The organism is Anabaenopsis sp. NIES-4685 (assembly GCF_059725405.1).
Map to the genome: position 1 here is coordinate 4,176,674 of NZ_AP043602.1, position 13,482 is coordinate 4,190,155.

At 41.7% G+C, this 13,482-nt stretch carries 8 protein-coding genes, 1 tRNA gene and 3 pseudogenes; 11 read left to right on the forward strand and 1 reads right to left on the reverse strand.

All coding sequences use genetic code 11. The annotated features are described in order from the left end of the window. Positions 1-131 precede the first annotated feature (131 nt). The 8 genes and pseudogenes from hisF to AC6IZ0_RS18090 all read left to right on the forward strand — a co-directional run bounded on the left by hisF (position 132) and on the right by AC6IZ0_RS18090 (position 7,911). Entirely contained in the window at positions 132-905 is a 774-nt protein-coding gene (hisF, locus tag AC6IZ0_RS18055; RefSeq protein ID WP_497724230.1) for an imidazole glycerol phosphate synthase subunit HisF, read from the forward strand. A gap of 108 nt (positions 906-1,013) precedes the next feature. Beyond that, positions 1,014-1,205 (forward strand): hypothetical protein, encoded by a 192-nt coding sequence (locus AC6IZ0_RS18060; protein ID WP_200988426.1) that lies wholly within the window; start codon positions 1,014-1,016, stop codon positions 1,203-1,205. A gap of 82 nt (positions 1,206-1,287) precedes the next feature. Continuing rightward, a tRNA-Ala gene (locus AC6IZ0_RS18065) sits at positions 1,288-1,360 on the forward strand. 372 nt (positions 1,361-1,732) lie between these two features. Next, a pseudogene (gene hsdR / locus AC6IZ0_RS18070) lies at positions 1,733-4,070 on the forward strand (EcoAI/FtnUII family type I restriction enzme subunit R). Positions 4,071-4,143: 73 nt separating this feature from the next. Then, positions 4,144-5,601 carry a type I restriction-modification system subunit M gene (locus tag AC6IZ0_RS18075; RefSeq protein ID WP_497724231.1) on the forward strand — a complete coding sequence of 486 codons (1,458 nt, stop codon included), beginning with the start codon at positions 4,144-4,146 and terminating at the stop codon, positions 5,599-5,601. A 45-nt stretch (positions 5,602-5,646) separates the two neighbouring features. After that, complete coding sequence (locus AC6IZ0_RS18080; protein WP_497724233.1) at positions 5,647-5,865, forward strand: hypothetical protein; 219 nt, start codon at positions 5,647-5,649, stop codon at positions 5,863-5,865. Then, entirely contained in the window at positions 5,849-6,271 is a 423-nt protein-coding gene (locus tag AC6IZ0_RS18085; protein ID WP_497724235.1) for a PIN domain-containing protein, read from the forward strand. The genes AC6IZ0_RS18080 and AC6IZ0_RS18085 overlap by 17 nt, the downstream gene beginning before the upstream one ends. Beyond that, on the forward strand, positions 6,268-7,911 hold the full coding sequence (locus AC6IZ0_RS18090) for a restriction endonuclease subunit S (protein ID WP_497724237.1): 1,644 nt from the start codon (positions 6,268-6,270) through the stop codon (positions 7,909-7,911). The genes AC6IZ0_RS18085 and AC6IZ0_RS18090 overlap by 4 nt, the downstream gene beginning before the upstream one ends. A gap of 96 nt (positions 7,912-8,007) precedes the next feature. Here AC6IZ0_RS18090 and AC6IZ0_RS18095 read toward each other — a convergent pair. Further along, positions 8,008-8,503 (reverse strand): annotated as a pseudogene (locus AC6IZ0_RS18095) (pentapeptide repeat-containing protein). Positions 8,504-8,642: 139 nt separating this feature from the next. Here AC6IZ0_RS18095 and gcvT point away from each other — a divergent pair. The 3 genes and pseudogenes from gcvT to gcvP all read left to right on the forward strand — a co-directional run bounded on the left by gcvT (position 8,643) and on the right by gcvP (position 13,380). Beyond that, complete coding sequence (gene gcvT / locus AC6IZ0_RS18100) at positions 8,643-9,779, forward strand: glycine cleavage system aminomethyltransferase GcvT (RefSeq protein ID WP_497724238.1); 1,137 nt, start codon at positions 8,643-8,645, stop codon at positions 9,777-9,779. Between the two features lie 219 nt (positions 9,780-9,998). After that, positions 9,999-10,388 carry a glycine cleavage system protein GcvH gene (gene gcvH, locus AC6IZ0_RS18105; RefSeq protein ID WP_497724240.1) on the forward strand — a complete coding sequence of 130 codons (390 nt, stop codon included), beginning with the start codon at positions 9,999-10,001 and terminating at the stop codon, positions 10,386-10,388. 80 nt (positions 10,389-10,468) lie between these two features. Further along, positions 10,469-13,380, forward strand: a pseudogene (gene gcvP, locus AC6IZ0_RS18110) (aminomethyl-transferring glycine dehydrogenase). The last annotated feature ends 102 nt before the right edge of the window (positions 13,381-13,482 follow it).

The window sequence follows — 13,482 nt, forward strand, 5'->3', positions numbered from 1 at the left end:
CTTGAGTTCAGGACTGTTTGAGGATTAAACCACCATGGTTAGAGCAAAAAAAAAATTTTTTTTGCTGAGAATTACACAGGTCAATTTAGAATTTAAATTCCAGATGATTAGCCAGGAGTGAAAAATTTATTATGTTGTCTAAAAGAATCTTACCTTGCTTAGATGTGAAGGCGGGACGGGTTGTTAAAGGAGTTAACTTTGTCGATCTCAAAGACGCGGGGGATCCGGTGGAACTGGCTAAAGTTTACAATGAAGCTGGTGCTGATGAGTTAGTGTTTCTGGATATTACCGCTACTCATGAAGATCGGGACACAATTATTGATGTGGTTTACCGCACTGCTGAACAGGTGTTTATTCCTTTGACTGTGGGTGGTGGGATTCAATCCTTAGAAAATGTTAAAGCTTTGTTACGAGCCGGGGCGGATAAGGTTAGTATTAATTCGGCAGCGGTACGTGATCCAGAGTTGATTAATCGGGCTAGCGATCGCTTTGGTAATCAGTGCATAGTTGTTGCTATTGATGCCAGGCGCAGAATTTCCCCCGAAAATCCGGGCTGGGATGTCTACGTCCGCGGTGGTAGGGAAAATACTGGTTTAGATGCCTTACTTTGGGCACAGGAAGTGGAAAAACGCGGCGCAGGAGAATTACTAGTAACGAGTATGGATGCTGACGGAACTCAAGCTGGCTATGATTTAGCACTGACGCGGGCGATGGCAGAATCTGTACAAGTTCCTGTGATTGCTTCCGGTGGCGCTGGTAATTGTGAACACATCTACACCGCATTAACTGAGGGTAAGGCGGAAGCGGCGTTACTCGCATCATTACTACATTACGGGCAATTAAGTGTGGGGGAAATTAAGGAGTATTTACGCGATCGCTCGGTACCAGTCAGGTTGTTATCTTAAGGTTCAAAATTTTAGGGAAATTTAACCAGATTTATCACAAGTTCAATCCAGTTCTCTGAAATAGTGTTAAGATTGGTGTATAAGTATGAATAAATATGAAGAAATATTATGTTGGTTGTAATTTTATTATTTGACATCGCACTAGTGGCCTGGTCATTGCACCTGATGGAAAAAGCCGTACAGCATAAGGAGTTTTCCTTAATGCTGGCTGGGGGCTTAGTGGCCATGGCGGCGGCGGCTATGTTAGTTGTTTATTTTCTCATGGGGCATTGTATGACCTATTTGTTACAATTGTCTTAAAAAATCCTGAAGAATTAGAGATTAATCATAAATCCAGCTTGACAAAAGTCAAATCTTCAGGGATTATAATAAAGCATGACTCGGGGCTATAGCGCAGTTGGTAGCGCATCTCAATGGCATTGAGGGGGTCAGCGGTTCGAATCCGCTTAGCTCCATATTTATATAATTTATATGTTTATATTATTTTGTTGTAGGAGTGGTAAGGGGATGGTAAAACCGCCCATCACTCTTGATATTCTGGCGAAAAATTAGTAGATATTAACTCACTTGTCGAAGTTTACCAACAACCGACAGATACAGGTTATCAGCTGAGGCGAAAATTCACTGCGGGTCAAAATTTAACAATTCTCTCCCTACCAGATGTGAACATTACCGTTAATTAAATCTTGGTCTCCCCCAGTCTTCCCCTTAATTAGGAGAGGGTGACCGGTTGTGGTTGAAACATAGGTTAAAGGTGACTACCCAATCTTGTATACTGAGGTTGTGTATTTTTGTGTTTACACACCTCAAGTTTTAGCAGGCCTTTTATGTCAGAAGCTATTGATAAGAAATCTTTAAGTGAACGTGATATTTGTACAAAGTACATCACACCAGCTTTAGTGAATCAGGGATGGAATATCAATACTCAGATTCGAGAGGAAGTAACGCTGACAAAGGGGAGGGTGATTGTTAAGGGTAAGCTTGCTATTCGGGGTAAACAAAAACGCGCGGATTATGTGCTGTATTACAAACCCGGTGTACCACTAGCTGTGATTGAGGCTAAGGATAATAATCACAGTGTGAGCGCGGGAATGCAACAGGCGATCGCCACTGGTGAATTAATTGATGTCCCATTCATCTTTAGTTCTAATGGGGACGCTTTTATGATGTGCGATCGCACTATGACCGAGGGACAGCGAGAGCGAGAAATTCCCCTTGACCAGTTCCCCACACCGGAAGAGCTTTGGCAAAAATACTGTAATTGGAAGGGGATTGACTGGGAAATTCAGGGGATTATTTCCCAAGATTACTACCCCAGTCCTGATCAAAAACAACCCCGCTATTATCAACAAATTGCTATTAACCGCACAATTGAGGCGATCGCCAAAGGACAAAACCGGATTTTATTAGTGATGGCCACGGGTACAGGTAAGACTTTTACAGCTTTTCAAATTATCTGGCGGTTGTGGAAGTCGGGAGCAAAAAAGCGTATTCTGTTTTTAGCAGACCGCAACATTTTAATTGATCAAACTAGAGTCAATGATTTTAAACCCTTTGGCTCAAAAATGACGAAAATTAAGCAGCGACAGGTAGATAAATCCTATGAAATTTATCTCTCCCTATATCAAGCAGTGACGGGAAATGAAGCGGCGAAAAACATTTATCGCCAATTTTCTCCAGATTTTTTTGACCTAATTATAATAGATGAGTGCCATCGGGGAAGCGCCAATGAGGATTCAGCATGGCGAGATATTTTAACCTATTTTAGCAGTGCTACCCAGATTGGCTTGACAGCTACCCCCAGGGAAACAGAGGAAGTTTCTAATATTGATTATTTTGGAGAGCCAGTTTTTACCTATTCCCTGAAACAAGGGATTGAAGATGGCTTTTTAGCTCCTTATAAAGTTATTCGCATTGATTTTGATCTAGACTTGAGTGGATGGAAACCCAGACCAGGACAACGGGATAAATACGGTAAAGAAATTCCCGACCAGATATTTAATCAGCAAGATTTTGATAAAACCCTGGTGTTAGAGAAGCGCACTGAGTTAGTAGCACGGATAATTTCTGATTATCTCAAATCCAGCGATCGCTTTGCCAAAACTATCATTTTTTGTGAAACCACCGACCACGCGGAACGGATGCGGGTAGCATTGGTGAATGAAAATATTGATTTAGTCGCCAAGAATAGTCGCTACATTATGCGAATTACCGGGGATGATGCTCAAGGTAAGGCAGAATTAGATAATTTTATCAACCCAGAAAGTAAATATCCCACCATTGTTACCACCTCTGAGTTACTCACCACCGGTGTTGATGCTAAAACTTGCAAGTTGATTGTTTTAGATCAGCGCATTCTGTCTATGACTAAATTTAAGCAGATAGTTGGGCGGGGAACTCGCATTGATGAAGACTACGGTAAAATGTTCTTCACCATTATAGATTTTAAGAAAGCAACCCAGTTATTTGCTGACCCTGACTTTGATGGTGAACCTGTACAAATTTATCAACCCAAACCCGATGACCCAATTAATCCCCCTGATCATGGGGATGATGAGCAAATCATAGATGATGGTGAAATTAGCCGCAAGCAGAAGCGAGAAAAGTATGTAGTTGCAGATCAAGAAGTTAACGTTACTCTGATTAGAGAGCAATACTACGGTAAAGACCGTAGGCTAATTACAGAATCAATTAAAGACTATACTCGCAAAACAGTGACTCAGGAGTACGCCTCATTAGATGTTTTCTTAAAAAAATGGCGCTCTAGTGAGCAGAAACAGGCGATTATTCAGGAGTTACAAGAATTGGGTGTACTTTGGGAAGCTTTAGAAAAAGAGATTGGTCAGGATTTTGACCCCTTAGATTTAATTTGTCATGTGGTCTTTGACCAACCACCACTCACACGCAAGGAAAGGGCGAACAATGTCCGCAGGAGTAACTACTTTAGCAGGTATGGGGAACAAAGCCAGAACGGTTTTAAATGCTTTGTTAGATAAGTACGCTGATCGGGGAGTTGAAGATATTGAAACTCTGGATGTGTTGAAAGTTAAACCCATCAGTGATTTAGGTACTCCCTTAGAGATCATTAATATTTTTGGCGGTAAGCAGAATTATTTACAAATTTTGCAAGAATTAAAACAGAAAATTTATGACCTTGCTATGTAGTGGGGTTTACCAGTATCCTGGTTAAGACATTCAGCCACCCACCAGGACAAACGGGACAAAGACAAAATTTATTATGCCCATCAGCACTACAATTAAAACTATTCAAGATATTATGCGCAAAGATGCGGGCGTTGATGGTGACGCGCAACGCATCAGTCAATTAGTTTGGATGATTTTTCTCAAGGTTTTTGATGCTCGTGAACAAGAATACGAACTCCTACAGGATAATTATAAATCTCCTATTCCTGAAGGTTTACGCTGGCGTAACTGGGCTACGGATGCAGAAGGAATTACCGGAGATGCTTTACTAGATTTTGTCGATAATAGTTTATTTAAAACTCTCAAAGACCTGAGAACTACCGCCACTCATCCCCGTGGGCAAATGATTGGTAAGGTATTTGAAGATGCCTACAATTATATGAAAAATGGTACTCTCATCCGCCAAGTAATTAACAAACTTAATGAAATTGACTTTAATAAAAAAGAGCAGAAAAAACAGTTCAGCGAAATTTATGAAAAGATTCTCCAAGATTTGCAAAGTGCGGGAAATGCAGGAGAATATTATACTCCCCGTGCGGTGACTAAGTTTATTGTCGATAGAATCAAACCGCAATTAGGGGAAATTGTCCTTGATCCCGCTTGTGGTACAGGTGGCTTTTTAACAGCAACTATTGATTACATTCGCCAACATTTCCAAAGTGCTGATGTCCCACAAATTCTGCAAAGGACAATTTGCGGAACTGAGAAAAAGCCCTTACCTTATAATCTGTGTATCACTAATTTGATTTTACATGGTATTGATATACCCGCAGCTGAACACGATAATACTTTGGCGCGACCATTGCGGGATTACAGTCCTCAAGAACGGGTAGATATAATTATTACTAATCCGCCTTTTGGGGGGATGGAGGAAGATGGAATTGAGGATAATTTCCCCGCTACCTTCCGCACCAGGGAAACAGCAGATTTATTTTTAGTGCTGATTGTTAATTTACTCAAAGAAGGCGGTAGAGGCGCAATAGTTTTACCCGATGGAACCCTGTTTGGGGAAGGTGTGAAAACTCGCATTAAGGAAAAACTGCTGCAAGATTGCAATCTACATACAATTGTGCGGTTACCAAATGGGGTATTTAATCCCTACACAGGTATTAAGACTAATCTGCTATTTTTCACCAAAGGGGAACCCACAGAAACCATCTGGTATTATGAACACCCCTACCCAGAGGGGTATAAGTCATATTCTAAAACTAAGCCGATTCGCTTTGAGGAGTTTGCACCAGAGCAGGAATGGTGGGATAAGCGCGAGGAGAATGAATTTGCGTGGAAAGTTACAATTACTGATTTAAAGGCGAATAATTACAACCTAGATATTAAGAATCCCCACCAAGTTGATGTAGCACAAGCTGATTTAGATGAAATGTTAGCAGAGTATCACAAACTCATGGGTGAGTTGGGTGATGTGCGCGGTAAGTTAAAATTTGAGTTAATGTCAGCTTTGAATGATCAAGTTGATCAAACTATAGAATCATAGATAGAAACAAAATATCTGAAAATATCTGGAGATGAGATTATGCAGATGGAAGTAGTAGAATTTCAAGGTATTGTCAAAGATGGTGTAATTCAAATTCCTGAAATTTATCAAGGAGAACTAGATGGAGAGTCTGTAAAAGTAATTGTGATGAAAAAAGTTAAAAGAACAGCAGCAGTAAATATTATTGCTGAACTCATGGAGCATCCGGTTGAGTTTGAATGGCCACCTTTGACACGAGAGGAGATTTATGACCGCAATTCATGAGAATGGACATTTTCTAGATTCTAATATCTGGATTTATGCCTTGGCAAATCATGAATACATTGACAAACGCCATATAGCTTGTGGTTTAGTCAATGGTGAAGGGGTAATCATTAGTACACAAGTTATTAATGAAGTATGTCTTAATCTCATTAAAAAATCTTCTTTTACTGAGCCAAAAATCACACAGTTAATAGAGGCATTTGATCAAGGTTATCACATAATTACATTTAATCGTGATATTTTTGTGAACTCTTCTCATCTTAGGAGTAGATATAATTTCTCTTTTTGGGATAGTTTAATTGTTGCTTGTGCTTTAGCTGGGGGAGCAAGTATTCTCTATTCTGAAGATATGCACCATGGGTTATTAGTAGATAATAAATTAGAAATTGTGAATCCGTTTAAATGAAAGTAGATACTTTTTTTCAAAATTTTGAATTGTTGACTGATGCGCCAAATGCAACAGCTAAGTTGCGGGAGTTGATTTTGCAATTGGCTGTCATGGGTAAGCTTGTCCCTAATAATAGTAATGATAATCTAGTTAATTTGAAGTTAGAAGAACTGGGTGATAAAAGAAAAATTAATAAGTATCCATTTTATATACATAAAAATTGGCAATGGCAAAGATTAAGCAATTTAGGGAAAACACAAACAGGAACAACACCATCAACCAGTAATCTTGACTTTTATGGGCATGATTATCCTTTTATAAAACCAGCACATATATCATTTAATGGTATTAGATATGGTCTAGATGGTCTATCTAAAAAAGGACTTGAGAATGGCAGGCTTGTACCGAGTAATTCAGTTTTAATGGTTTCAATTGGTGGTTCTATTGGTAAAGTTGGTTTGGTTGATAGAGATTGTTCTTGTAACCAACAAATAAATTACATAACTTTAAAAAAAGAAATTTTACCAAAGTTAGTATTTTACTTTTTAAAATCTCCTTATTTTCAACAACAGGTTGTGTTGTTAGCCCCCAGTACAACAATGCCAATTCTGAGTAAAGGTAAATGGAATACTATTCTTGTTCCAGTCCCACCCCTTGCGGAACAAAAACGGATTGTAGAGAAGTGCGATCGCCTGATGTCCCTGTGCGACGAAATCGAAAAACAGCAGAAACAAAAGCAAGATAGTATTGTGAGGATGAATGAAGGTGCGATCGCTCAACTCCTCTCCTCACAAAATCCCGATGATTTTCGCCACCATTGGGAACGCATTTGTAATAATTTTGATTTACTCTACAGTGTCCCTGAAACCATTCCTAAACTACGTCAGGCGATTTTGCAATTGGCTGTCATGGGTAAGCTTGTAAGACAAGATCCAAATGATGAATCTGCTTCAACTCTATTGAAAAACATTCAATATGAGAAAGAGCAACTCATTAAAAGCAAACAAATAAAACAAGATAAAGCTTTACCTAAAATTGAAGAAGATATTGTACCATTTGTAATTCCAAAGGCGTGGGAATGGTGTTATGTCTCTGATATCTCAACAAAAATCACAGATGGAGAACACCTGACTCCTCAAAGAGCTTCAAGTGGCTACTACCTTCTATCAGCTAGAAATGTTAGAGATGAAGGAATTGCCCTAGATGATGTTGATTATGTTCCTGAAAACGAATTTCTAAGAATTAGAAAAAGATGCGATCCAAATAAAGGAGACATCCTTATTTCTTGCTCAGGAAGTGTTGGCAGAGTAGCAATTGTAGACAGAGATGAAACTTATGTAATGGTGAGAAGTGCAGCTTTGGTTAAGCCATTCCAAGATTATGTAATGAGTGAATTTCTTGCCTATACTCTGAGATCCTTATTCGTGCAAAATCAAATAATTGAAAAATCAAAGACATCAGCACAAGCAAACCTTTTTCTAGGAAAAATTAAGGAAATAAAAATAGTCCTCCCACCCCTTGCGGAACAAAAACGGATTGTAGAGAAGTGCGATCGCCTGATGTCCCTGTGCGATCGCCTAGAAGCCAAATTAAAACAAGGGAGAGAAAGCAGAGAAAAGCTGATGGAAGTTGCAGCAAAGCAAGTATTGCTAAATTAGCACCAGGGAATTAATGAACTTAAATACATCTAAACAGGGGTTTTCACCCCTGGCTTCTCAGTTATATCCCTGAATTAAAAGTAATATATTGTATTATTACTTACATTGGAGAGATTCGCGAGTATCTACACCAGTTTGAGGATTCACCCCACTAGCTTGAGCGCACAGTTTTTTAATTTCCGGTCCATCTAAAATCGCATCGGTAAAATCAGCCCCGGTGATGTCCACATTCTCAAAGATAGAACGTAACATCATCGCATTGGTAAATACAGCATCAGTTAAATCAGCACCTTTAAACTTAGTCAAATAGGCTATACCATCGCTAAAATCTGCACCATGGAGATTTACCCCCTCTAACAAAGAGCCATTGAACACACCGCCGCGGAAATTCGTATTACTAAAATTAGTCTTCTTTAAAACCACATTGGTAAACTCAGTCCCCACCAAATCTTGACCAGAGTAATCTTTAACCTCCACTTCCTCACCCACAGAACGGGTAATACTAGAAGAACTAGCAGCTTGAGCGGACAGGGGGAAGAAAAACACAAAGGTAACTAAAACCAAACTAGACCAGTAGTTGCCAATACTTAATCATTTTTTTGTTAACAAATCTCAACAATTATATTATTCACTATCAAAGCTGACTAGAGGTAATTAACCGCCCCTAGCCTCAGCCATAACTATAAAGCATCCCCTAGGATATATAATGACCTGCGATCGCATAAATACCTGTGGCTCATCAACAAGACATCACCCCATCCTTAAGGCGAACCCCGTTATATCAACTAGGTGCGGAACTCAAAGCCCGTTTTACCAGCTTTGGCGGTTGGGAAATGCCTGTACAATTTACTGGTATTAGCGGGGAACATGAAGCTGTGAGAACCACTGCGGGGATGTTCGATATCTCCCACATGGGTAAATTCACCCTTCAAGGTAAACACCTAATTAACCAACTTCAGCCCTTAGTACCCTCAGACCTAAACCGACTAAAACCAGGTGAAGCACAATACACAGTCTTACTCAATCCCCAGGGAGGAATTATTGACGACATCATTATATACTATCAAGGTGAGGATAGCACCGGCACACAAAAGGCTGTACTAATCGTCAATGCAGCCACGACAGATAAAGATAAAGCATGGCTATTACAGCAACTAGACCAAAATCAGGTAGAATTTCAAGACCTGTCACAGTCAAAAGTATTAATTGCCATCCAAGGACCTGAGGCCGTTAAACATCTTCAGAGCTTAGTACAAGCAGACCTACAACCTATTAAACCCTTTGGTCATCTCCAAACAACTCTACTGGGTAAACCCGCATTTATCGCCCGCACCGGTTACACAGGGGAAGATGGTTTTGAGGTCATGGTAGATGCAGATCAGGGTATAGAATTGTGGCAAAGACTCCATCAAACCGGCGTTACCCCTTGCGGACTAGGTGCTAGAGACACCCTAAGACTAGAAGCAGCGATGGCGCTTTATGGTCAAGATATTGACGACACCACCACCCCCCTAGAAGCGGGTTTAGGGTGGCTAGTTCACCTTGACAGTAAAGATGATTTCATCGGTAGAGAAATTTTAGCACAACAAAAAGCCCAGGGAGTGCAGAAGCGGTTAATCGGCTTACAAATGTCAGGGCGGAATATTGCGCGCCATGGCTACCCCATTCTATCAGCAGGTGAGGTTGTGGGCGAGATTACCAGCGGGACTTTATCCCCCACATTAGGCTATCCTATAGCCTTAGCCTATGTTCCTACTCAATTAACAAAGGTGGGTGAACAGTTAGAAGTAGATATACGTGGTAAGAATTACCGGGGTGTTGTAGTCAAACGTCCGTTTTATCGCTCCCAAAATCGTCTCACTAACTGATAATGTGTTTTGAGTTACTCAATTTAAATTATGGTTATGGCATTTCTTGGTTGAGTAGGTATACCGATAGCTACCGCTTGCGTAAGCCATACCCGACCCCTAAACCAAGGAAAAGGTAACTATGGTAGACCTCATATAATCAGGAAACGCGATCATGACCGACCATAACTGAGGGAACTGTGGGCGCTAACTATTTTGAGATGGAAGGAAAAAACTAAAATGTCTTTTGAATATCCGCAGGATTTGAAATACCAGGATACTCACGAATACGTGCGGCTAGATGGAGAAATTGGCACCATTGGTATTACTGAATTTGCTATAGACCAAATGGGTGATGTTGTCTTTTTGGAATTACCAGACATTGGTGACCTAGTAACCAAGGGAGAAACTTTTGGCACCATTGAATCTGTGAAAGCCGTTGAAGACCTCAATTCACCAGTTACCGGTACAGTCATAGAACGCAATGAGATTTTACTAGAGTCTCCCGAAGAAGTAGCAGAAGACCCCTATGGCGAAACCTGGTTGTTAAAAGTGCGCGTTAATGATCCCGATGAGGTACTGGATGCTTTGAGCGCTGATGAGTACCGCGCCCTGGTAGAAGGGGAGTAGATGAGATATGTAGGGACTTGTCCCTACATATTTGAATATTTGTTGCAAAATATGAAGTAGTTACGTTTGGAGTTCAACTTGTGGTAAGTTACCCACCTATTCCCCAATCCAGCCATGAACCCATAATTAGTGAAATAATTAGTCAAAGCAGTTCAAAGTTAACTAATTTCCCAGAACGGCACATTGGCCCGACTCCCAAGAAATCCAAGAAATGCTTGAGGTATTGGGTTTACAAAGTCTGGATTCACTGATTGATCACACAGTACCCCCCGGTATTCGCTTAGAAAAAAAGCTCAAATTACCACCAGCCCAGGGTGAATATACCGCCCTAGCTAAATTAAAACAAATTGCCGCTAAAAATCAGGTGTGGCGTTCATACCTCGGTACTGGATATTATGACTGTATCACCCCCCCGGTGATTCAGCGCAATATTCTAGAAAATCCGGGTTGGTATACAGCTTACACCCCCTATCAGCCAGAAATCGCCCAGGGACGACTGGAAGCCCTGCTCAATTTCCAGACAATGATTATTGACCTCACAGGGTTGGAAATTGCTAACGCTTCCTTACTGGATGAAGCGACCGCAGCAGCAGAAGCCATGAGTCTGAGTTATGGGGTGTGCAAAAATCAAGCCCATGCTTATTTTGTCTCTGACAACTGTCATCCCCAAACTATCGAGGTGTTGAAAACTCGTGCTCAACCCTTGGGGATTGAAATCATTATCGGTGATCATCGCCAAGATTTTACCCAAGGGATTTTTGGGGCAATTCTGCAATATCCTGCTAGTGATGGCACGATTTACGACTACCGCGCTTTTATTGAAAAAGCCCATGCTCAGGGTGCATTGGTGACGGTAGCAGCAGACCCTTTAAGTTTAACTTTATTGACACCACCCGGAGAATTGGGTGCTGATATTGCGGTGGGTAGTACTCAACGTTTTGGTATTCCTCTGGGGTTCGGGGGACCCCATGCGGCATACTTCGCTACCAAAGAACAGTATAAGCGCCAGGTTCCGGGGCGCATTGTGGGAGTGTCAAAAGATGCTCACGGTCAGCCGGCCTTACGTCTGGCTTTACAAACCCGGGAACAACATATACGGCGGGAAAAAGCAACTAGTAATATCTGTACTGCCCAGGTGTTATTGGCAGTCATGGCCAGTATGTATGCTGTATATCATGGTGGAGATGGTATTAAAAACATTGCCTGTAACATTCACCAGTTAACTGTAATTTTGGCTGCAGGACTAAAGCGGCTGGGTTACAGGATTAGTTCTGAATATTTCTTTGATACCCTGCGCGTAGAGTTAGGCGCACAATCACTTACACCAATTCTGCAAGCTTGTCAAGCCAGAAAGATAAATCTCCGGGTTTTTGATCCTACATCTGTGGGTATTTCCCTAGATGAAACTACTACCCCAGAAGATTTAATTGATCTGTGGCAGATTTTCGCTCTCAGCGATGACTTACCCTTTACTCTAGAAGATTTAACTTCTGATTCCCGTTCTCATCTGTTGTTGGAGCGCACCAGCAGTTATCTAACTCATCCGGTGTTTAACCGCTATCACTCCGAAACTGAGTTATTACGTTATCTGCATCAGCTAGAAACCAAGGATTTATCTTTAACTACATCCATGATTCCCTTGGGTTCTTGTACCATGAAACTGAATGCTACCGCAGAGATGATCCCCGTTACTTGGGAGGAGTTCGCTAAGATTCATCCCTTCGCGCCGGTTTCACAAACCCGGGGTTATCAAATCCTCTTCCAGCAACTGGAAACCTGGTTAGCGGAAATTACAGGTTTTGCGGGAATTTCTTTACAACCTAATGCCGGTTCTCAGGGAGAGTATACAGGACTTTTGGTAATCCGTCAATATCACCACAGTCGGGGGGAAGGACACCGTAATATTTGTTTAATTCCTGAGTCCGCCCACGGAACTAATCCCGCCAGTGCGGTGATGTGTGGGATGAAGGTGATCCCAGTTGCTTGTGATGCTTCGGGTAATATTGACCTGGATGATTTGCAAACCAAGGCGGTTAAATACGGGGATCAACTGGCGGCTTTAATGGTCACCTATCCTTCCACTCATGGTGTGTTTGAGGAAGGGATTCAGGAAATCTGCGCCATTATTCATCATCACGGTGGACAAGTGTATATGGATGGGGCGAATATGAATGCCCAAGTGGGTATTTGTCGCCCTGGAGATATTGGGGCGGATGTCTGTCATTTAAATCTGCATAAAACTTTCTGTATTCCTCATGGTGGCGGTGGCCCTGGTATGGGACCGATTGGTGTGGCTCAACATCTTGTTCCTTTCCTCCCTGGACACCCGGTTATACCCTCTGGAGATGCTCAAATTGGGGCGGTGGCTGCTGCGCCCTGGGGTAGTGCTAGTATTTTAGTTATCTCTTGGATGTACATTACTATGATGGGGTCTGAGGGTTTGACCCAGGCGACTAAGGTGGCAATTCTCAATGCTAATTATATCGCCCACCGCTTAAAGTCTTACTATCCGGTGCTGTATAAGGGCAAAAATGATTTTGTCGCCCATGAGTGTATTTTAGATTTACGGGGGGTGAAAAAGTCGGCGCTGATCGAAGTTGATGATATCGCCAAGCGGCTGATTGATTATGGTTTCCATGCGCCTACTGTGTCTTGGCCTGTGGCGGGTACTATGATGGTGGAACCCACAGAAAGCGAATCTCGCGCAGAGTTAGACCGGTTCTGTGAGGCGTTGATTGCTATCCGGGGAGAAATATCTGCTATTGAATCTGGCCAGATGGATCTGCAAGATAATCCGCTCAAAAATGCACCCCATACGGCTCACAGTTTGATTGCGGGAGCTTGGAATCATGGCTATCCCCGTGAACAAGCTGCTTACCCTGGTCCCTGGACTCGTGAATATAAGTTCTGGCCTAGTGTGGGGAGGGTTGACTCGGCTTTTGGCGATCGCCATTTTGTTTGTGCTTGTTTACCTATGGATGCTTATCAGTAAGGTCATGGGTGGTTAATCACCGCTCCTGACTCTCATATCCCCGACTTCTATTCAGATTTATGGCTACTGCATAAAATGACACTGAGAAGTCGGGGATATCTC

What these genes read in the sequence shown, in the direction of transcription:
- hisF (WP_497724230.1), top strand. Translation starts at nt 132, where the DNA reads ATGTTGTCTAAAAGAATCTTACCTTGCTTAGATGTGAAGGCGGGACGG.
- AC6IZ0_RS18060 (WP_200988426.1), top strand. Translation starts at nt 1,014, where the DNA reads ATGTTGGTTGTAATTTTATTATTTGACATCGCACTAGTGGCCTGGTCA.
- AC6IZ0_RS18075 (WP_497724231.1), top strand. Translation starts at nt 4,144, where the DNA reads ATGCCCATCAGCACTACAATTAAAACTATTCAAGATATTATGCGCAAA.
- AC6IZ0_RS18080 (WP_497724233.1), top strand. Translation starts at nt 5,647, where the DNA reads ATGGAAGTAGTAGAATTTCAAGGTATTGTCAAAGATGGTGTAATTCAA.
- AC6IZ0_RS18085 (WP_497724235.1), top strand. Translation starts at nt 5,849, where the DNA reads ATGACCGCAATTCATGAGAATGGACATTTTCTAGATTCTAATATCTGG.
- AC6IZ0_RS18090 (WP_497724237.1), top strand. Translation starts at nt 6,268, where the DNA reads ATGAAAGTAGATACTTTTTTTCAAAATTTTGAATTGTTGACTGATGCG.
- gcvH (WP_497724240.1), top strand. Translation starts at nt 9,999, where the DNA reads ATGTCTTTTGAATATCCGCAGGATTTGAAATACCAGGATACTCACGAA.